General features: G+C 70.0%; 21 protein-coding genes. 15 read left to right on the top strand and 6 right to left on the bottom strand.

Annotated elements, in window-relative coordinates:
* The first annotated feature begins 6 nt into the window (after window positions 1-6).
* The 6 genes from ON30_RS25210 to mnhG are packed head-to-tail and all read left to right on the top strand — an operon-like array spanning window position 7 to window position 5947.
* Window positions 7-2841: a Na+/H+ antiporter subunit A gene (locus tag ON30_RS25210; protein ID WP_040710709.1), complete on the top strand. Its 2835-nt coding sequence runs from the start codon at window positions 7-9 to the stop codon at window positions 2839-2841.
* Window positions 2838-3221 carry a Na(+)/H(+) antiporter subunit C gene (locus ON30_RS25215; protein WP_040710710.1) on the top strand — a complete coding sequence of 128 codons (384 nt, stop codon included), beginning with the start codon at window positions 2838-2840 and terminating at the stop codon, window positions 3219-3221. Before ON30_RS25210 ends, ON30_RS25215 begins: the two co-directional genes overlap by 4 nt.
* Window positions 3218-4819: a Na+/H+ antiporter subunit D gene (locus ON30_RS25220; protein WP_040710712.1), complete on the top strand. Its 1602-nt coding sequence runs from the start codon at window positions 3218-3220 to the stop codon at window positions 4817-4819. The genes ON30_RS25215 and ON30_RS25220 overlap by 4 nt, the downstream gene beginning before the upstream one ends.
* A gap of 8 nt (window positions 4820-4827) precedes the next feature.
* Window positions 4828-5361, top strand: a complete 534-nt coding sequence (locus ON30_RS25225) for a Na+/H+ antiporter subunit E (RefSeq protein WP_040710885.1) — start codon at window positions 4828-4830, stop codon at window positions 5359-5361.
* Window positions 5358-5618, top strand: a complete 261-nt coding sequence (locus ON30_RS25230; protein WP_040710715.1) for a monovalent cation/H+ antiporter complex subunit F — start codon at window positions 5358-5360, stop codon at window positions 5616-5618. The genes ON30_RS25225 and ON30_RS25230 overlap by 4 nt, the downstream gene beginning before the upstream one ends.
* Window positions 5615-5947 (top strand): monovalent cation/H(+) antiporter subunit G, encoded by a 333-nt coding sequence (mnhG, locus tag ON30_RS25235; RefSeq protein WP_040710717.1) that lies wholly within the window; start codon window positions 5615-5617, stop codon window positions 5945-5947. Before ON30_RS25230 ends, mnhG begins: the two co-directional genes overlap by 4 nt.
* A gap of 93 nt (window positions 5948-6040) precedes the next feature.
* Here the strand turns inward: mnhG and ON30_RS25240 are convergent, their stop codons facing one another.
* From ON30_RS25240 to napA, 5 genes are all read right to left on the bottom strand, one after another.
* Window positions 6041-7399 (bottom strand): phosphatase PAP2 family protein, encoded by a 1359-nt coding sequence (locus tag ON30_RS25240; RefSeq protein ID WP_040710719.1) that lies wholly within the window; start codon window positions 7397-7399, stop codon window positions 6041-6043.
* A 55-nt stretch (window positions 7400-7454) separates the two neighbouring features.
* Window positions 7455-8603: a glutamate--cysteine ligase gene (locus ON30_RS25245; RefSeq protein ID WP_040710721.1), complete on the bottom strand. Its 1149-nt coding sequence runs from the start codon at window positions 8601-8603 to the stop codon at window positions 7455-7457.
* A 12-nt stretch (window positions 8604-8615) separates the two neighbouring features.
* Window positions 8616-9302, bottom strand: coding sequence for a superoxide dismutase[Cu-Zn] (gene sodC, locus ON30_RS25250; RefSeq protein ID WP_040710723.1), 687 nt, complete (start codon window positions 9300-9302; stop codon window positions 8616-8618).
* 157 nt (window positions 9303-9459) lie between these two features.
* Window positions 9460-10044: a LytR C-terminal domain-containing protein gene (locus tag ON30_RS25255; RefSeq protein WP_040710724.1), complete on the bottom strand. Its 585-nt coding sequence runs from the start codon at window positions 10042-10044 to the stop codon at window positions 9460-9462.
* 70 nt (window positions 10045-10114) lie between these two features.
* Window positions 10115-10471: a nucleoid-associated protein NapA gene (gene napA, locus ON30_RS25260; RefSeq protein ID WP_040710725.1), complete on the bottom strand. Its 357-nt coding sequence runs from the start codon at window positions 10469-10471 to the stop codon at window positions 10115-10117.
* Window positions 10472-10664: 193 nt separating this feature from the next.
* Between napA and ON30_RS25265 the strand changes: the two genes are divergently transcribed.
* The 3 genes from ON30_RS25265 to ON30_RS25275 are packed head-to-tail and all read left to right on the top strand — an operon-like array spanning window position 10665 to window position 13112.
* Window positions 10665-11255 (top strand): peptide deformylase, encoded by a 591-nt coding sequence (locus ON30_RS25265; protein WP_040710727.1) that lies wholly within the window; start codon window positions 10665-10667, stop codon window positions 11253-11255.
* On the top strand, window positions 11245-12240 hold the full coding sequence (locus ON30_RS25270) for an N-acetylglutamate synthase, CG3035 family (RefSeq protein WP_040710728.1): 996 nt from the start codon (window positions 11245-11247) through the stop codon (window positions 12238-12240). Before ON30_RS25265 ends, ON30_RS25270 begins: the two co-directional genes overlap by 11 nt.
* A 56-nt stretch (window positions 12241-12296) precedes the next feature.
* Complete coding sequence (locus ON30_RS25275) at window positions 12297-13112, top strand: exodeoxyribonuclease III (RefSeq protein ID WP_040710729.1); 816 nt, start codon at window positions 12297-12299, stop codon at window positions 13110-13112.
* On the opposite strand, the gene ON30_RS25280 is transcribed toward ON30_RS25275, so the two are convergent.
* A complete protein-coding gene (locus ON30_RS25280) occupies window positions 13113-14222 on the bottom strand; it encodes a hypothetical protein (RefSeq protein WP_040710731.1) in 1110 nt (369 codons plus the stop codon).
* Window positions 14223-14380: 158 nt separating this feature from the next.
* Between ON30_RS25280 and ON30_RS25285 the strand changes: the two genes are divergently transcribed.
* From ON30_RS25285 to ON30_RS25310, 6 genes are all read left to right on the top strand, one after another.
* The gene (locus tag ON30_RS25285) at window positions 14381-15007 is read left to right on the top strand and encodes a TetR family transcriptional regulator (RefSeq protein ID WP_040710733.1); all 627 of its coding nucleotides are present in this window, start codon (window positions 14381-14383) and stop codon (window positions 15005-15007) included.
* A gap of 175 nt (window positions 15008-15182) precedes the next feature.
* Window positions 15183-16382 (top strand): homogentisate 1,2-dioxygenase, encoded by a 1200-nt coding sequence (locus ON30_RS25290; RefSeq protein ID WP_040710734.1) that lies wholly within the window; start codon window positions 15183-15185, stop codon window positions 16380-16382.
* Window positions 16379-17575, top strand: a complete 1197-nt coding sequence (gene fahA, locus ON30_RS25295) for a fumarylacetoacetase (protein WP_040710886.1) — start codon at window positions 16379-16381, stop codon at window positions 17573-17575. Before ON30_RS25290 ends, fahA begins: the two co-directional genes overlap by 4 nt.
* Before the next feature lie 70 nt (window positions 17576-17645).
* Window positions 17646-18119, top strand: a complete 474-nt coding sequence (locus tag ON30_RS25300) for a VOC family protein (RefSeq protein ID WP_040710736.1) — start codon at window positions 17646-17648, stop codon at window positions 18117-18119.
* A 160-nt stretch (window positions 18120-18279) separates the two neighbouring features.
* A complete protein-coding gene (gene thiC / locus ON30_RS25305) occupies window positions 18280-19908 on the top strand; it encodes a phosphomethylpyrimidine synthase ThiC (RefSeq protein WP_040710737.1) in 1629 nt (542 codons plus the stop codon).
* 132 nt (window positions 19909-20040) lie between these two features.
* Window positions 20041-20484, top strand: a complete 444-nt coding sequence (locus tag ON30_RS25310) for an SRPBCC family protein (RefSeq protein WP_040710739.1) — start codon at window positions 20041-20043, stop codon at window positions 20482-20484.
* Window position 20485 lies beyond the last annotated feature (1 nt).

Below are 20485 nucleotides of genomic sequence, written 5' to 3' on the forward strand. Positions count from 1 at the left end.
TGCAGTTTGCTCGCAATCCTGCTCGCACACGCGTTCGCCGCGTTGACGGCACCGCTGTATGTGCGGGTGTTGGGACGCAACGCCTTCTACCTTCTCGCCGTGGTCCCGTTGGCGAGTCTGGCCTGGGTCATCGCGAATTGGGATAGCGCGCAGCAGGTTCGGATCGCCTGGGCGCCCGCGATCGGGATGAACATCGATCTGCGCTTCGATTCGCTGACCGCGATCATGGCCGCGCTGGTGTTGGGCATCGGCGCACTGGTGCTGGCCTACTGCGGGCGCTACTTCGAGAACGACGAACCCCGCCTCGGCCTGTTCGCCGCCCAGCTCATCGGTTTCGCCGGCGCGATGTTCGGCCTGGTCACCAGTGACAACATGCTGGTGCTCTACGTCTTCTGGGAAACGACGACGGTGCTGTCGTTCCTGCTCGTCGGCCACAACGCCGAACGCGCGGCCAGTCGCCGCGCGGCCATCCAGGCGCTGTTGGTGACGGGCGCGGGCGGGTTGTCGATGCTGGTCGGCATCGTCGTGCTCGGCCAGAGCACCGGCACCTACCTGCTGTCGGATCTGCTGGCCCGCGAACAGCCGCCCGGCGGTGTCGCGGTCTCGGTCGCGGTGGTGTTGATCCTGGTCGGTGCGCTGAGCAAATCCGCGATCGTGCCGCTGCACTTCTGGCTGCCCGGCGCGATGGCCGCGCCGACCCCGGTCAGCGCCTACCTGCACGCGGCGGCGATGGTCAAGGCAGGCGTGTACTTGGTCGCCCGTCTGGCTCCCGTCTTCGCGCACAGTCCGCCCTGGCACCCGCTGGTGCTGACCCTGGGTCTGGCCTCGATGCTGCTGGCCGGGTGGCGCGCGCTACAGGTCACCGACCTGAAACTGGTGCTCGCCTTCGGGACCGTCAGCCAACTCGGCTTCCTGATCCTGCTGGTCGGCGTCGGCTCGCCGGACGCGGCGCTGGCCGGGATGGCGATGGTCGTCGCGCACGCGCTGTTCAAGGCGTGCCTGTTCATGGTGGTCGGCATCATCGACCACGGCGCGGGCACCCGTGACCTGCGGCAACTGTCCGGACTGGGCCGCCGCGCGCCGGTCCTGCTGACCGTGGCGAGCCTGGCGGCGCTGAGCATGGCCGGTCTGCCGCCGCTGCTCGGCTTCGTCGGCAAGGAGAGCGCGCTGGCCGCGCTGCTCGACGCCGACCTCCTGGCCGACCCCGCCCGGATCACCTTGCTGATCGGTGTCGCGCTGGGTTCGGCGCTGACGGTCGGCTACAGCGCGCGGTTCGTCTGGGGCGCGTTCGCCGACAAACCGGGCGCCGAGACCCTCGACGGTCTCGCCCGCTGGCACGCCCCCGGCCCACTGCTGCTCGGCGCGCCCACGCTGCTGGCCTTGGCCTCGCTGATCGCCGGTTTCGCCGCGCCGTGGCTGGAGGATCTGATCGACCCCTACGCGGTGACGCTCGGCGGCGCGCCCGGCGCCCATTTGGCGCTCTGGCACGGCCTGACTCTGCCGCTGGGGCTGACCGTGCTGATCGTCGCGGCCGGTGTGGCGCTGTTCCTGCAACGCGGCCGCATCATCGAATCCGACCACCACATCCTCGGCAACGCCGACCGCGCCTACGACGCGACGCTGCGCGCGATGGACCGCCTCTCACTGCGGATGACCGCGACGGTCCAGCGCGGTTCACTGCCGCTGAGTCAGGCCACCATCCTCGGCACCCTGATCGTCGTGCCGGTGGTGGCGCTGGCGGTGGGCACCCGCACCGGGGTCGAACTGCGGCTGTGGGATTCGCCGCTGCAACTGGCCGTCGGCGCGATCATGATCGCGATGGCACTGGCCGCGACGGTGCTGCGCAACCGGTTGGCCAGCGTGCTCGTCGTCGGCGTCACCGGCTACGGCTGCGGCGTGATCTTCGCCCTGCACGGCGCGCCCGACCTGGCGTTGACCCAGTTCCTGGTCGAGACGCTGACACTGGTCATCTTCGTGCTGGTCCTGCGCGCCTTCCCCGCCGAGATCGACGAGAGCCGGACCGCGAACTTCAAGAAGCGCCGCGCGCTGCTGGCCGCGGCGGTCGGCGCGAGCGTCGCCGTCTTGGCGGCGTTCGCGAGCGCGGCGCGCGGCACCGAACCCATCTGGCATCTGATCCCCGACGCCGCCTACACCTTCGGCGGCGGCAAGAACGCCGTCAACGTGCTGCTGGTCGACATCCGCGCCTGGGACACCCTCGGCGAGATCTCGGTGCTGATCGTGGCCGCCACCGGCGTCGCCTCGCTGGTGTTCCGCACCCGGCGCTTCGGCTCGGCCCCGCGCGCCGCGGACTCGCCGCGCTACGACCCCGACATCGTCAGCTGGCTGCCCGCCGCCCGGTTGATGGCCCGCGAGGACCGCTCGATGGTCCTGCAGATCACCACGCGCCTGATCTTCCCCACCATCATGGTGCTGTCGATCTACTTCTTCTTCTCGGGTCACAACGCCCCCGGCGGCGGTTTCGCGGGCGGTCTGACCGCCGGACTCGCGCTGACCCTGCGCTACCTCGCGGGCGGGCGCTACGAACTCGGCGAAGCGCTGCCCGTCGACGCGGGACACATCCTCGGGGCCGGACTGGCGCTGGCCGCGGGCACCGCGGCCACGTCGCTGCTGCTCGGCGCGCCCCCGCTGTCCTCGGCGATCATAGAGTTCACGCTGCCGCTGATCGGGCACGTCAAACTCGTCACCGCCCTGTTCTTCGACCTCGGCGTCTACCTGATCGTGGTCGGCCTGGTGCTCGACGTGCTGCGCAGCCTCGGCGCGCGCCTGGACAGCGAACTGGGCGAGACCACCGAATCCGCGTCGATCGGAGACCTCCGATGACCGCGAACCTCACCATGCTGATCCTGATCGGCGTCCTCGTCGCGTGCGGGGTCTACCTGATCCTGGAACGCACCGTGTCGAAAATGCTGCTCGGGATGATCCTGTTCGGCAACGCGGTCAACCTGTTGATCCTGAGCGCGGGCGGCCCCGACGGCGACCCGCCGATCCGCGCGGGCTCCGAAGCCGACCACGAGAACCTGGCCGATCCGCTCGCGCAAGCCATGGTGCTGACCGCGATCGTCATCACCATGGGGCTGGCCGCGTTCGTCCTCGCGCTCGCCTACCGCGCCTACATGCTCACCACCACCGACGACGTGCAGACCGATCCGGCCGACCTCGAGGTGGCCAGCCGCCGCGAGGGAGAGGACCCCGAAGATTGAGCCTGTCCTCCGGTCTGCTCCCCGCCCTCGCGCCGCTTCCGGTGCTCGTCCCGCTGCTCGCGGCGGCGCTCACCCTGGTCTTCGGGCGTCAGCCGCGCATCCAGGGCACGGTGGTGTGGGTCGCGCTGACCGCCGTCGTCGCGATCAGCGGACTGCTGCTGTATCTGGCCGACCGCGACGGCACCACCGCGGTGCAGGTCGGCGGCTGGGGCGCGCCGATCGGGATCACGCTGGTGGTGGACCGACTCTCGGCGGGCATGCTGCTGGTGTCCACGATCGTGCTGCTCGCGGTGTCGGTCTACGGCTCCGGCCAGAACATCCGCGACGGCGGCGCGAAACAGCCCACCTCGATCTACCGGCCCACCTATCTCGTCCTGACCGCGGGGGTTTCGGCCGCCTTCCTCGCCGGTGACCTGTTCAACCTGTTCGTCGGCTTCGAGATGCTGCTGGCCGCGTCCTTCGTGCTGCTCACGGTCGGCGCGACCGCCGAGCGCATCCGCGCGGGCGTGTCCTATGTGATGGTGTCGATGCTGTCGTCGCTGATCTTCCTGATCGGCATCGCGCTGGCCTACGCGACCACCGGCACGCTGAACCTGGCCCAGCTCGCGGTGCGCATGGACGCCGCGCCCGAAGGGGTGCGCACCTCGGTCTATCTGGTGCTGCTGGTGGCCTTCGGCATCAAGGCGGCGGTGTTCCCGCTGTCGAACTGGCTGCCCGACTCCTATCCGACCGCGCCCGCCCCGGTCACCGCGGTCTTCGCGGGCCTGCTCACCAAAGTCGGCGTGTACGCGATCATCCGCACCCATTCGCTGCTGTTCCCCGACGGCGGCCTGGACACGGTCCTGCTGATCTGCGGCCTGCTGACCATGCTGGTGGGCATCTTCGGCGCGATCGCGCAGAGCGACATCCGTCGACTGCTGTCGTTCACCCTGGTCAGCCACATCGGCTACATGGTGTTCGGCGTCGGACTCGGCAGCGCCGCCGGACTCGCGGGCGCGCTCTATTACGTCGCCCACCACATCCTCGTGCAGACCACGCTGTTCCTGGTGGTCGGCCTCATCGAACGCCAAGCCGGGTCGACCTCGCTGCGCCGCTTGGGCGGACTCGCCGCCGCGAGTCCGGTACTGGCCGTGCTGTTCCTGATCCCGGCGCTCAATCTCGGCGGCATCCCACCGTTCTCGGGCTTCATCGGCAAGGTCGCGCTGTTGCAGGCGGGCGCGGCCGACGGCAGCGTGCTGGCCTGGGTGCTGGTCGGCGGCGCGGTCGTCACCAGCCTGCTCACCCTCTACGTCGCCGCGCGGACCTGGGCGAAAGCGTTCTGGCGGCCGCGCTCGGAAGCGCCGGAAGGGCATCTGGCCGCGGCGAATCCGCCGACCCTGATCGAGGACACCGAGGACGTCCTCTACGACGAACGCATCGACCCCGGCCGCATCCCCGCGCTGATGCTCGTGGCCACCGGGTCGCTCGCGGCGGTCGGCCTCGCGCTGACCGTGCTGGCCGGACCGATCCTGGGCATCGCCGACCGCGCCGCCGCCGAACTCGACCAGCCCGGCGTGTACATCAGTTCGGTCCTGGGAGATCCGGAGGCGCCGCGATGAGACCGCGCCTGAGTCGCGACAACGTCGTGCGCGTCGGCCTGCTGATCTGGTTGACGCTGGTCTACATGGCCCTGTGGGGCGATCTGAGTGTCGGCAACCTGCTCGGCGGACTCGTGGTCGGCCTGGTCGTGATGGTCGCGCTGCCGCTGCCGATGCTCCCGGTCAACGGCCGCTTCAACCCGCTGCCGCTGCCCGAACTGGTCCTGGCGAGCACCTATTACGCGCTCGAATCCAGCTTCCAGGTGGCTTGGCTGGCGATCCGGCCCGCCGCGACACCGGTCTCCGGCGTGCTGCGGGTGAGTCTGCGGACCCGGTCGGACCTGGTGCTCGTGCTGTGCACCGATCTGCTGAACCTGATCCCGGGCACCATGGTGCTCGAGATCGACCGGCAGCGCTGCGTGGTCTACGTGCACGTCCTGGACGTGAGCAGCGATCACGCGGTGGACAAGTTCTACCGGACGACCCGTCGCCTGGAACGCCTGCTCATCGACATCTTCGAACGCCCGATGAAGCACCGACCGGAGGAGGAGGTGGAGCGTTGACCGTCGTCGCCGTCGTCGCGGCCGTACTGCTCGTCGCCGCGGCCATGATCACCGGTTTCCGCATCCTGGCGGGCCCCAACACCCTGGACCGGGTGGTCGGGATCGATTCGCTGATCGCCATCGCCGCCTCCGGTCTGGCGGTGTGGGCCGCCTACAGCAAGAACACCACCGTGGTGCCCGCGATCGTGGCGCTGTCGCTGGTCGGCTTCCTCGGTTCGGCCGCGGTGTCGCGCTTCCGCGTCAGGGACGACCGATGATCGTGCTGGATATCCTCTCGGGTGCCTGCATCCTGCTCGGCGCGCTGCTGGCCTTCACCGCCGCGGTCGGCATCCTGCGTTTTCCCGACACGCTGACCCGGATGCACGCGGCCACCAAACCCCAGATCGTCGGCTTGGTGCTGATTCTCGTCGGCACGGCCATCCACCTGCGTTTCGACGTCAACGCCTGGATGCTGGTGCTGGTGGCGCTGTTCACCGCCCTCACCGCGCCCGTCATCGCCCACCTGATCGGTCGCACGGCCTACCGCGAACAACGCCACCGTGACGGTCTGCTTCGCGTCAACGAACTCGGCGACGACGAACACTAGGCCGGCCAGGTCGAGGACTCCGTAAAGCCGTCGAGCAGTAGCGCCGTCGGGCCGACGGACCAGCGGGCTGTCTCGACCGACGGTCAGGATCGACTAACGAGCGGCGGCGGGTTCGAGGGCCGGGGTGTGATCGCGCGCGAACCACGTGGCGTGGAACGCGGCGGCCAGACCGGCCAGCGACGCCAGGACCAAGGTGCCCGAGAGCGCGGAGTATTCGGCCATCGGGACCGAGAGATAGCGGTAGGACAGCAGCAGGGCGGCCAAGGTGAGCGCGCCGCCCGCGACCAGACGGACCCGGAACCAGCCCCAGCCGCGTTCGGGTTCGCGCAGCGCCGACTCGACGGTCAGGCACAGGACCGCGCCCGCGACCAGGTCGACGCCGTAGTGGTAGCCGAAGCCGAGGGTGGCGACCAAGGTGGCCACGAGCCAGAACGCCCCGCCCCAGCGCAGCCATGCGGGTGCGGGCGAGCCGTCGAGATCGCGGCGGGTGTGCAGGAATACGGCCAGCGCCCAGGCGGTGTGCATCGACGGCATGCAGTTGCGCGGGGTGGCGCTGTCGAAGGGGAGCGGGGTGGGATCGGGGTCGATCGGCGGCACCACGGTGGGCCAGTAGTTCCCCAGTTGCAGGCCGTGACCGTCGACGCCGAAGGCGAACATCGGCCCCACCACCGGGAACAGCAGATACACCACCGGGCCGAGCAGACCCAGGACGAGGAAGGTGCGCACCAGATAGTGCGACGGCCACAGACCGGCGGGCACGACCCGGCGCAACTGCCACAGCGCGACCACGATCGCCGCGACCGGCAATTCGATGTAGACCCAGTGCAGGACCGCGTACACCACCGGCCCGAGCGCCTCGACCACCCGGCCCATCAGCCAGGACGGATCACCGAGCGCGTGATCGGCCAGCATGACGTACTCGTCGAACACCTCCGGCCGGGCCACCACCGTCACGTGCAGCCACACGTCACCGACCTTGGTGGCCAGGATCAGCAACGCGCCCAACGCGACCGCGCGCAGGGCGTTCACCCGGGCCACGCCCGTCCAGCGCAGCCACGCGACCACCGCGATAGCCGTGAGCACGATCACCGCGCCGTTGCCGACCGCGAACGCCTCCCCCGAGAGCACCCGCGCCAGCGCGCAGACGAGATCGATCGCGACGGCGGCGGCCAAGGCGATCACCCGGCGACGCGGCGACAGACCCACCAGCGCGAGCACGAATCCGGCCCACGGCACCGACATCGACTTCGGCGTGCCCACGTAGTCGTGCCACAAGCTCTCCAACGGGCCCTGGAACCCTTGGCGCGCGGCCGCGAACTGCAACGCGACCAACAACACCGGCACGGCGGCCACCGCGAGAGCGACGACCCGGATCCGGGTCCTCGGTGACGGCGGCTGCCGCACCGCATTTCCTCCATCGGAACCCGGATCTTCGACCAGCACGTCGACCATAGTAAACGGGGGATGAACGCACCCCCTCCGGCGATGAACGCCGGGCGACCGAACGTTACTCCTTCAGCTCCTCCACCAGCGCGTTCACCACCGCGATCAGATCACCGTCGGCCGCCGCGGCCACCTTGCGCTGACGCTGATACGACGCCCCGCGCACGGGAATCTCGGCGACCGCGGCCAATTCGTCGGCGCAGCCGAGTTGTTTGGCGGTGGGCTCGAGCCGGTTCAGGATCTCGGTGAGATCGTCGGTGACCAGACGCTCGTTGCTGTCGGCGTCGACGATGACGATCGCGTCGAGCCCGTATCGCGCGGCCCGCCACTTGTTCTCCTGCACGTGCCACGGCGGCAGCGTCGGCAACTGTTCGCCGTTCTCGACCCGGCGGTCCAGATCCACGATCAAGCAGTGGATGAACGCGGCGATCGCGGCCAGTTCGGCCCGGGTGGAGGTGCCGTCGCAGATGCGCACCTCGATCGTGCCCCACTTGGGCGCGGGCCGGATGTCCCAGTGCATTCCGCCGAGTTGCTCGAACACGCCGGTCTTGAACTGGTCGTGCACGAAATGCTCGAACTGCGTCCAGTTCTCGAACTGGAACGGCAGGCCCGCGGTCGGCAACTGCTGGAACATCAGCGTCCGGTTGCTGGCGTATCCGGTGTCGGACCCGGCCCACATCGGCGAGGAGGCCGACAGCGCGAGCAGGTGCGGGTACTGCACCAGCAGCGAGTTGATGATGGGCAGCACCTTGTCCCGGTGCGAGACCCCGACGTGCACGTGCACGCCCCAGATCATCATCTGCCGACCCCACCACTGGGTGCGTTCGATCAACTCGTCGTAGTGCTCGGAGCGGGTCAACTGCTGGGCCGACCACTGCGCGAACGGATGGGTGCCCGCGCAGAACAGGTCGACGCCTTGGCGATCGGCGACCCGCCGCACCGCGTCCATGGTGCCGCGCAGATCGTCGACCGCCGCGCCGACGGTGTCGTGCACACCCGTGACGAATTCCACGGTGTTGCGCAGCAGTTCCTTGGTGACCTGGGGTGTGCCATCCCAGGCGCGCAGGTCACCGACTTCGTCGAAGACCGCGGCCGCGGTGTTGGACAGATCGCGCGTCACCTTGTCGACGAGCGCGATCTCCCATTCGATGCCGATGGTCGGTCGGGGTGATCCCTTGAACGGAACGTGGTCGATGCGCTGTCCCCCGGCCATGGCCCACCTTGTCTAAGCGATGACGCCGCAGGCGACGCGGCCGCCCGCGTCACCGGTGGCGAGAGTGGTGTCGTCCGGGCCGGCCACGCCGTCGGCCCTGCTGTAGCGATTGGGGATGTTGCCGAAGTTGTCGGCGTCCGCGTGCACGATCAGCGCCTTGCCCTTGACCTGGTCGAGGGTGACGGCGTCGGTGGTGGTGATCAGCAGACCGGACCCGTCCTCGCGCACGGCCAGCGAGCTGAGATCGCCGCTGGCGGGGTGGGTGTTGGCGCTGCCGACCTGCAGATGTCCGCCGGCGGACAGGAAGTCGCCGGGCGCGCCGCCGGTGGGCGCCACCGAATTCGGCTCGCACTTGCCGACGGAATGGATGTGTAGCCCGTGGAAGCCGGGGCGCAGGCCGTTGGCGTCGACCTGGATCTGGAGGTGGGTGCCGACCGAGGTGATGGTCGCGGTGGCGACGGACTTGCCCGAGGGGTCCTTCAGGTCGACCTTGGCGCCCGGGTTGGTCGAGTCGGTGCCGTGCCGCTCGCCGAATTCTCCCGAGGGCGGCGCGGAGGCACCGGTCCACACCGGCGGCGTCGTGCCCTTGACGTCACTGGACTCCTGGCTGTTCGTGCAGGCGGCGAGTCCGAACACCGCGACCGCGAGCACCGGGGTCACAGTCCGCCAGGACGGGCGACGAGTTGTGGACGAGGCCATCGGGGAACTCCTTTACGAGTACCGAGTTTACGGGCATTACCGGGTGGACACGTTGGTTCCGGACAGATGATGCCACGCCCGCCGACCGTCCCGATGACAGGGCGGTGTGGCCCACGGCACTGTGCCGCGCGGCGCGGTGGGCGGGCGCATCCGGCGCTCAGCCCCCGGTCAAGATGATGACGACGCCGGGGCCGGAATCGCCCGCCGTACCGTTCTTGGGGGCCGCCTCGGCGCCGAGTTCGCGCGCGATCTCCTGCGCCGCCTCCTGCTCACCGGGCGAATTACCGTAGTAGACGGTGGTTTTCGCGACGGTGCCCCCCGCGTAGTTGCCCGAGGACACGTTGGTCCAGCCTTCGGTCTGCAACTGCTGAGCGGTGCGGGTGGCCAAGCCGGAGACCATGCTGTTGTTCAGCACGCGCACCGGGACCGCCCGGTCGACGCCCGGGGCGGCCGCGCTCGGCGGCGGCGCGGCCGGAGTGGGTGTCTCCGCGGCGGTGGTCGAGACGGTGGTGGTCGCCGAACCCGCCGCGGACTGGCCGGTGCTCGCCGCGACCGTGGTGGTGCGGGCGACCGTCGTGGTCGCCTGCGCTTCGCTCGACGAGGCGGCGGAGGTGTCGGAGTCGGCGTCCGAACTCGACAACGACATCGCGCCGAGGCCCGCGAACACGATGGCCAGCGCGATCAACACCATCGCCAGCGCCCGCAGGGGCGGCCCGCCGGAGGTGGGATTGGGGTAGCTCACGATGTCGACCCTAGTCCCACCCGGGGCCCGGAGGCCCGCAGCGCGGCGGGATTTCGGATCATCGCCGCCGTCATACCTGGAATCCGAGGCGGCGGGCGGCGCGCGCCTTCTGCCTGCTGGCCCGTAGCCTGCGCAGGCGCTTGACCAACATGGGGTCCGCGACCAGCGCTTCCGGACGGTCCACGACCGCGTTGAGGACCTGGTAGTAGCGGGTCGGCGACATGCCGAACAGTTCCCGGATGGCCTCTTCCTTCGCGCCCGCGTACTTCCACCACTGGCGCTCGAAGGCGAGGATGTCCAGTTCGCGGCGGCTCAGGCCGCTCTGCTCGGCCGCGTCGGCCGAGGGGTGCGCGTCGGTGTCCACATCCTCGTTCGCGGAAGGGCCGTCCTGGGTCGCGGAAAGATCGCGTGCCGCTGCGCCGTCCATCTTGCTCCCTCGCCGAGTGACAACCTGACGAAAATGATGCTGTACGTCGCGAATCATTGAACCACGGGCGCGCGGGCCCCCTCCGGCTCCGTCCCGGCGTGTTGTCTACCGGACGGTAACCGCGTGTCACCGGGCGATCTGTTCCGGCGGCACCCGGCGGGGGCGGGCGGGCCACCCATTAGGCTTGACTGCCATGGCAATCCTCCCCATCGTGATCGTCGGCGACCCCGTGCTGCACAACCCGACGCAGCAGGTCACCCAGTCCCCTGAGGAGTTGGCCGAACTCGTCGCGGACATGTACGAGACCCTCGACGCCGCCAACGGCGTCGGTCTGGCGGCCAACCAGGTGGGGGTGCCGCTGCGCCTGTTCGTCTACGACTGCCCCGACGTGGGCGCGGACGGCGTCGCGACCCGCCGCCGCGGCGCGGTGGTCAACCCGGTGCTGGAGACCTCGGCGCTACCGGAGACCATGCCCGATCCCGAGGACGACGACGAGGGCTGTCTGTCGGTGCCGGGCGAGCAGTACCCGACCGGTCGCGCCGACTGGGCGAAGGTGACGGGCACCGACGAGCACGGCAAACCGGTGGAGATCGAGGGTCACGGGTTCTTCGCGCGGATGTTGCAGCACGAGGTCGGCCATCTCGACGGGTTCCTCTACGTGGACGTGCTGATCGGACGCAACGCCCGCGCGGCGAAGAAGGCGATCAAGCGCAACGGGTGGGGCGTGCCCGGCCTGAGCTGGGTGCCCGGCACGGTCGCCGACCCGTTCGGCCATGACGACTGAATCGACCGATCCCGTGCGGGAACCGACGGACATCCCGCTGGGCAAGCGGGTGGTGATGCGCTACACGCTGCCCGCGGACGAGCAGTTCGGCACGACCGACGTGATCGGCACGCTGATCTCGCTGGACCCGCCGACCGTGCGCGACGCCGACGGCGCCGAGGTCACGGTCGAACCGGATCGGGTGGTGGCGTTGAAAGCGTTGGGGCCGAGGCCGATCCGCACCTCGGAGATCCGTGCGCTGGAGTCGGCGGCAGCCTTCGGCTGGCCGGGGATCGAGCACACCTGGATCGACGGCTGGTTCGTGCGCGCGGGCTACGGCTTCACCGATCGCGCGAATTCGGCCGTGCCGGTGGGTGATTCGGAGTACCGCGCGCCCGCCGGCCCGCTGCGCGAGGAGACGGCGCGCAAGCTCGCCGAGTGGTACTCGGTGCGAAGTCTGCCCGTTCGACTCGCGCTGCCGGATCGCTTGGTCCCCGTGCCCGAGGGCTGGCGGGTGCGCAAGGAGACGGTCGTCCTCGGCATCGACATCGAGACCTTCGTGCTCCCCCAGGGCCCGCCGATGGTCCGAATCTTCCCCGCGCCGGACGCCGCGTGGCTGGACATGCACCACCGGCAGGGCGAACCCGAGGGGTCGCGCATCGATCTGCCGCCGGTCCCCGAGGTGCTGACGGCGGTGCACGAGGGGGAGTTGGGTTTCGCGGCGCTGGGCGTGCCGCAGCCGATCGCGATCGCGCGCGGCGCGCTGACCACCGCACCCGACGAGCGGCGCTGGGTCGGGATCACCTGCGTCGCCGTGGCGGCCGAACACCGCAGGCACGGGTTGGCGGCGCTGGTCTGCGCCGAACTGCTGCGCTGGGGTCGCGATCGCGGCGCGACGCACGCCTACGTGCAGGTGGACGCGGCCAACACCGGGGCGCTGGCGCTGTACCAGGATCTCGGTTTCGTCCAACACCACCACTACCGCTACGCCGAACCGACCGCCTGAGGCGTGCGCGACCCGCGGCGTAGAAATGAAGGACCACCACTCGAGGAAGGCATCCCGTGCGCTTGGCGACCTGGAACGTCAATTCGATCCGCTCCCGCGTCGACCGGGTGGCGGCGTTCCTGGATCGCCAGGACATCGACGTGCTCGCGGTGCAGGAGACCAAATGCCGTGACGACCAGTTCCCGTTCGAGCGTTTCGAGGCGCTCGGCTACGAGGTCGCCCACCTCGGGGTGAACCAGTGGAACGGCGTCGCGATCTTGTCGCGGGTGGGGCTGACCGACGTCGAATTCGCCTTCCCCGGACAGCCCGGTTTCGACAAGGACGCGGGCGAGTCGCTGATCAGCACGCCGGTGGTGGAGTCGCGGGCGCTGGGGGCGACCTGCGGCGGGGTGCGGGTGTGGAGCCTGTACGTGCCCAACGGACGCGCGCTCGGCGACCCGCACTACACCTACAAGTTGGAGTGGCTGGCGGCGCTGCGCGCGAGCGGCGCGGCCTGGCTGGCGGCCGATCCGGCGGCGAAGGTGGCCCTGGTCGGGGACTGGAACATCGCCCCGACCGACGACGACGTGTGGTCACCGGAGTTCTTCGAGGGCAAGACGCACACCTCCGCACCCGAGCGCGACGCCTTCGCCGCGATGGTGGACACCGGTTTCGCCGACGTGATGCGCCCGTTCGCGCCCGGCCCCGGCGTCTACACCTATTGGGACTACACGCAGTTGCGGTTCCCGCGCAAAGAGGGGATGCGCATCGATTTCGTCCTGGCCTCGCCCGCGTTGGCGGCCACGGCGACCGACGCGCTGGTCGACCGCGAGGAGCGCAAGGGCAAAGGCGCCAGCGACCACGCGCCGGTGATCGCCGAATTCACGGACTGATCAAGCCCGCGTGTAGGCGTAGTCGTCGGCGGCGAGGTCGGCCCAGTCGGGTCGGGCGCTCGGCGGGCGGTGCGCGAACTCGTCCAGCAGGTCTCGGCGGTCGGGATCGTTGTGGTACGGGTTGCGCGGATACCAGGACGGCCAGTGGTCGTAGGCGCGTTCGACGCGCACGTCCGCGCCCTCGACGGTGAATCGGATGAACAGCCAGCGGCCGTGCTCGCCGGCCTCCACATCGCGCAGGCGACGCAGGCCGGTGGGGATCTTGCGGGCGTGGCGCGGGACGCCGACGCCGATGCCCCGGCCCACCCGGAACGCGAAGTCGGCGTGGCCGAAGTCGCGGTGCAGCCTGCGCACCCGGTCGATGATGTCGGCCAGTTCCGGGGAGTTCGGCGGTGCGGGGCGGGGGTGGTCGGTGGCCGCCATCATCGCCGCCACCAGCAGTCGGCTGTGTTCGACGGAGGTGATCCGGCGGCGTATCCGGGGACGGGAGACCGGCGGCGGGGCGGGTTCGGCGACGGCGTGCGCGTCGGCCAGCACGCCGCCGCGGCCCAGGTAGTCCAGGACGGCCGCGGACAGTTCCGGGTCGAGGCCGCTCAGCAGTTCGGCCTTGACCGTGGCCGCCTCGGCCGCGGTGAACAGCGCCGCGACCTCCTCGTGGGTCACCCCGGGCAGCGATTCGGCGAAAACCGCCACCAGTTGCTCGGATTCGAGCAGCGGGTACATCGCGACCGCGGTCTCGTAGCGCACCCGCAGATCGTCCAGTTGTCCGGCGTGCCGCCAGGTTCCGTCCCACCAGCGCACGACGTCGATCTCCTCGCGCAGGATCAGCGCGGTCAGTTCGTCCACCGGCACCCAGTCGGGCGCGTCGGCGAGCAGGTCCAGCGGTTGTTCCGGTGCGATCCAGGTGTCGTCGCGCCCGCGGCCGAACACCACCGCCCGGTCGCGCTCGTAGCGGATCAGCGTGAACCAGTTGTCCTGGTAGCCCATGTCGAATGTCACACGGCCACCGGTCAACTCGCCCAGCTGTCCGGAGCCGTCCGGATCCTGTACGACCTGGACGACCAAGGTGCGTCCCCACAGGACATCCGGCGCGGGCAACTCGGATCGCATGCCTCACAACCTAATCCCCGCCGTGCCCGACCGCCGGATCGCGACTCGCGCGTTGTGCGCCACACCGGCGCGGCGCGCGCCGCCGACCGCGCTCGCGGGGAGCATCCGACCTGCGAGAACCCCGCTCGGCCGACCGGTAACGCTGATATCTTGTCGGCATGGGTATCGAGCAGGCCGCGCGAGCTCGGGTGCGTGCGCAGCATCTCGGGCCCCAGCGCCGACGCCCCCAGGTACTCGACACCGCGCTGGCGATCGCCGTGGAGAGCGGGATCGCCGCCGTCACCATCGCCGCGGTGGCCGACCGCATGAACGTCACCCGGCCGGTCGTGTACGCGTGTTTCGCCGACCGGGTCGAACTGATCGGCGAACTGATCCGGCGCGAGGAGGACCACCTGATCCGCGGCCTGCTCGAAGCCACACCGCGCCGTGCGGTCGACGCGGGCGAGACGGTCTTCGTCGACGGGTTCCGCACCCTGCTCGAGATCGCCTCGGTGCGCCCGGACGCGTGGCGGCTGATCTACGGCAATCCCGACCCGGCGGTCGCGGACTCGTTCGGCCGCGGCCGCGCGCTGGCCGTGCAGCGCTGCACCGAACTGCTGCGTCCCACCCTGCGCGCGTGGGGCACCGAGGACGCCGAACGCAAACTGCCCGTCCTGGTCGAGCTGTGGGTGTCGGCCGGCGAGGGCGCGGTGCGCACCCTGCTGGCCGGTGCGGGCGACTGGGACACCCGCGGGCTGGGAGCCTTCGTCGGCGCGGCGGTCTACCGCGCGCTGCGCGAGGCGTAACCGCTCGACCGGCGGGCGCGCGTCCCCTGCCGACACTTCTCCGGCCGAACGCGCCGTCACCCGGCGACACTCCGGCACGATGCCGTCCGATCGCCAGAATCTCCGCCGCCGCCGACCTCCCGGTCACTACCATGGGCGTGACTGATCCACCCGGTGACCTGCGGGAGGTGCGGCGATGGCGTTCTATCGGCAGGTGGGTTCGGTGCCGCCCAAACGGCACACCGCGCACCGCGACGAGCACGGCGCGCTGCTCCACGAGGAGCTGATGGGCGAGGAGGGCTTCTCCGGGGATTCCGCGCTGCTCTACCACCGCGGACTGCCGCCCGCCCTGGTCGACGCCACGGTCTGGGAGCTGCCCGATCAGCGGACCGTCCCCAATCATCCACTGCGCCATCGTCATCTGCGTCCGCACGACTTGTTCCCGGCGGACGCGGTGGCAGGCGTCGACGCGGTCACCGGCAGACGCCTGCTGCTCGGCAACGCCGACGTGCGCATCCAGTACGTGGTCGCCGCCGCGACCTCCCCGCTGTACCGCGACGCCGTCGGCGACGAACTGGTGTACGTGGAATCCGGTGCGGCGGTGCTGGAATCGGTGTTCGGCGCGCTGCCCGCGCGCCGGGGCGACCACGTGCTGATCCCCCGCGCGACGACGCACCGCTGGGTGATCGACGGACCGGAACCGCTGCGCGCGTACGTGATAGAAGCCTCCAGCCACATCACCCCGCCGAAGCGCTACCTGTCGGATTCGGGGCAACTGCTGGAGAGCGCGCCCTACTGCGAACGCGACCTGCACGCGCCGACCGCCCCGCTCCTGGAGACGGGGACCGATGTCGAGGTGCTGGTCAGACATCGCGCGGCCGGGCTGGTGGTCGGCACCGGGATGCGCTACGCCACCCATCCGTTCGACGTGGTCGGCTGGGACGGCTGCCTGTATCCGTACACCTTCGCCATCACCGATTTCGAGCCGATCACCGGTCGCGTGCACCAACCGCCGCCCGTGCACCAGGCGTTCGCGGGCGTCAATTTCGTGGTCTGCGATTTCGTGCCGCGCAAGGTCGACTACCACCCGCTGGCCGTCCCGGCGCCCTACTACCACTCCAACGTCGACTCCGACGAGGTGATGTTCTACTGCGGCGGGAACTACGCGGCACGGGCGGGTTCCGGGATCGGGCAGGGTTCGGTGTCGGTCCATCCCGGCGGCTACGCGCACGGCCCGCACCCGGGCGCCTACGAAGGGTCCATCGGTGCCGAACAGGTGGACGAACTGGCGGTCATGGTCGACACCTTCCGGCCGCTCGAACTCGGCGAAGGCGCACTGGCCTGCGAGGACCCCGACTACGCGTGGACCTGGTCGGGGCGGCGGCCGCGGCGATGACCCGCGTGACGGTCGCGCCCGACTCCCCCTTCGGCCCGGACACGCTGCCGTACGGGGTGTGCGCCCCCGAGGGCGGCGCGCCGCGGGTATGCGCGCGGTTGGGCGAGTACGTCCTGGACCTGGCGGAATTGCTGGGCGACCCGGAGTTCGCCGCCGACTCGCTGCACCCGTTCCTCGCGCGCGGACCGCAGCGCTGGCGCGAGGTCCGCGAGCGACTGCGCGACCTGGCGGACGGCGCGCTCCCCGATACCGCCGTGCACCGGTTGGCCGACGTCCGCACGCTGCTGCCGATCCGGATCGGCGACTACGTCGACTTCTACGCGAGTCGCGACCACGCGACGAACGTCGGCCTGCTGCTGCGGCCGGATTCCGCACCGCTGCCGCCGAATTGGCGGCATCTGCCGCTGGGTTACCACGGCCGCTCGGCGACCGTGGTGGTGTCGGGCACGCCGATCCGACGCCCCTGTGGACAGCTCGGAATCGATTCGGGAACACCGGAATTCGGTCCGACGCGCCGCCTGGACATCGAGGCCGAACTCGGATTCGTCGTCGGGGTCGGCTCCGAGTTCGGCACACGGATCAGCACGGGCGCGTTCGCCGACCACGTCTTCGGGGTCGTCCTGGTGGACGACTGGTCCGCGCGCGACATCCAGGCGTGGGAGTACCGGCCACTCGGCCCGTTCCTGGGGAAATCCTTCGCCACCTCGATCTCGGCGTGGGTCACGCCGCTGGCCGCGCTGGACGCCGCGCGCGTCGCACTGCCCGAGCAGATCCCACCCCCGCTGCCCTACCTGCGCGAGACCGAGCACTGGGGCTTCGACATCGACCTGACCGTCACCTGGAACGGCACGGTGGCGGCGCGGCCGCCGTACCGGCACATGTACTGGTCGCCCGCGCAGATGCTGGCCCACCTGACCGTCAACGGGGCGGCCACCGCCACCGGCGACCTGTTCGCCTCCGGCACCGTCTCCGGTCCCGAGCGCGACCAGCGCGGGTCCCTGCTCGAACTGACCTGGAACGGCGCCGAACCGGTCACCCTGGCCGACGGGGCCCGCCGCACCTTCCTCGCCGACGGCGACGAAGTGGTCATCACGGCGACCGCACCAGGGCCGGGCGGTGCGCGCGTCGGCGTGGGCGAGGTCGCGGGCCGAATCCTGCCCGCCTTGCCCCACCCGGACCTCGCGGACCGATGAGAACGCGGCCGCCGGATCGTCACCACCTGTACAGCGGACCCGCGGCGTCACCACCGACGAAGGAGTAGCCATGCAGAAGATCGTCACCAACCTCTGGTACGACAACCAGGCCCGGGAGGCCGCCGAGTTCTACTGCTCGCTGATCCCGAACTCCCGGATCACCGCGATACAGCACTACACCGAATCCGGCTACGGCGAGACCGGCGCGGTCATGCTGGTCGACTTCGAACTCGACGGTCAGAAGTTCACCGGCATCAACGGCGGCGGCGACTACCACTACACCCACGCGATGTCGCTGCTGATCAACTGCGACAGCCAGGACGAAGTCGACCGACTGTGGGAGGCGCTGCTCGCCGACGGCGGCAAGGAAATCGAATGCGGGTGGCTCAACGACCGTTTCGGCGTGCCCTGGCAGATCTGGCCCGCCGAGGCCGACGAACTGATGACCGGTGATCCGGCCGCGGTGGACCGCGCCACCAAGGCGATGCTGGGCATGAAGAAGATCGACCTCGAAGGGCTGCGCGCGGCCTACAACGCGGGCTGACCAGGGGTCGCGGACGGGCGGGTATGGTCGGTCGGGGACAACCGCATATCGCCAACGGGGGCTCGCACCAGCGGGCTGAGAGGACGGCTAGCTCCACGGAGCGGACAGGGCCGTCGACCGTATGAACCTGACCGGGTAATGCCGGCGTAGGGAGGAATTCATGACGACCACATCCGTCGACACCGTGACCACCGGTCCCGTCGAGGGCAGCGTCAAACACTATCGTCAGGTCGATGACCTGCGCATTCCGGTGCGTCGCATCAACCTGACCAACGGCGAGCACTTCGACGTCTACGACACCTCCGGCCCGTACACCGACACGGCCGCGACCATCGATCTGGACGCGGGGTTGGCCAAACTCCGCGACGGGTGGTCGCGCCCGTCGGTGGACGGGCCCGCCACCCAGTTGAACTGGGCGCGGCAGGGGGTGCTCACGCCGGAGATGCGTTTCGTGGCCGCGCGCGAAGGCGTCGAACCGGAATTCGTGCGGGCGGAGGTGGCCGCGGGGCGCGCGGTCATCCCCGCCAACCATCGCCACCCGGAACTCGAGCCGACGATCATCGGCAAGAAGTTCCTGGTCAAGATCAACGCCAATATCGGCAATTCGGCGGTCAGTTCCTCGATCGCCGAAGAGGTGGAGAAGATGGTGTGGGCGACCCGGTGGGGCGCGGACACCATCATGGACCTGTCCACCGGCAAGAACATCCACGAGACCCGCGAATGGATTCTGCGCAACGCACCGGTGCCGGTCGGCACGGTGCCGATCTACCAGGCGCTGGAGAAGGTCGGCGGCGACCCGACCGCGCTGACCTGGGAGCTCTACCGCGACACGGTCATCGAGCAGTGCGAGCAGGGCGTGGACTACATGACCGTGCACGCGGGGGTGCTGCTGCGCTACATCCCGCTGACCGCGAAACGGGTCACCGGGATCGTCTCGCGCGGGGGGTCGATCATGGCCGCCTGGTGTCTGGCCCACCACCGGGAATCGTTCCTGTACACGCATTTCGCGGAATTGTGCGACATCCTCGCCGCCTATGACGTCACCTTCTCCCTCGGTGACGGATTGCGGCCCGGGTCGATCGCCGACGCCAACGACGAAGCCCAGTTCGCCGAACTGCGCACCTTGGGCGAACTCACCGGAATCGCGAAATCCCGTGGCGTGCAGGTGATGATCGAAGGCCCCGGCCACGTGCCGATGCACAAGATCGTGGAGAACGTGCGGCTCGAGGAGGAATGGTGCGAGGAGGCCCCGTTCTACACCCTCGGGCCGCTGGCCACCGATATCGCGCCCGCCTACGACCACATCACCTCGGCGATCGGCGCGGCCATCATCGCGCAGGCGGGCACCGCCATGCTGTGCTACGTCACCCCGAAGGAACACTTGGGACTGCCCAACCGTGACGACGTCAAAGTCGGCGTCATCACCTACAAGATCGCCGCGCACGCCGCCGATCTCGCCAAGGCCCACCCGCACGCCCAGGCCCGTGACGACGCCCTGTCCAAGGCCCGCTTCGAGTTCCGGTGGCGCGACCAGTTCGCGCTGTCGCTGGACCCGGACACCGCGCGCGAGTACCACGACGAGACCTTGCCCGCCGAACCCGCCAAGACCGCGCATTTCTGCTCGATGTGCGGGCCGAAGTTCTGCTCGATGCGCATCTCGGCCGATGTACGCGCCTACGCCGAGCGCGAAGGGTTGACCGACGCGCAAGCGCTGGTCGCGGGCATGGCCGAGAAATCCGCCGAATTCGCCGACACCGGCAAGCAGGTCTACCTGCCCGTGGTGTCCTGACCCGGCGCGGGCGTCGTGTCGCGCCCCGCGCAGGGGGCGGGGAGCGGCACGACGTCCGCGACACCGGACGAACGCCGCTCGCCGTGGAATGCTGGGGGACATGATCACCGACGCGAGGGGTGGTGGGCGGGAATGTCTGACGCGGAGTTGAATCCCGCCGCGGTCGAGATCGGTCGGTTCTTCCCGCACGGGCCGAACGCGGTGTGGCGGGCGTTGACCGAACCCGATCTGGTGGAGCGCTGGCTGATGCCCACGGTGGGGTTCGACGCGGCGGTGGGGACGCATTTCCTGTTCGCGCTGCCCACCCACCCGTCCGGGGAGATCGCCTGCGAGGTGCTCGAGGCGCTGCCCGGGGAGCGGTTCACCCACAGTTGGGTGGACATGCGGGCCGACAAGCCGCAGCGCTGGGTGGTGGACTGGACGGTGCGCGCGCAAGGCCGCGGCACGCGATTGTTGTTGACCCAGACCGGTTTCGACATCGACGACCGTCGCCAGAAGATGGCGCGCAACGCGATGGAACGCGGCTGGAAGGCGACGCTGACGCGGTTGCGCGAGGTGCTCGACCAGGGATCCTGAG

Origin of the sequence: Nocardia takedensis NBRC 100417 (assembly GCF_000308695.1) — a bacterium.
Taxonomy (GTDB): Bacteria; Actinomycetota; Actinomycetes; order Mycobacteriales; family Mycobacteriaceae; genus Nocardia; species Nocardia takedensis.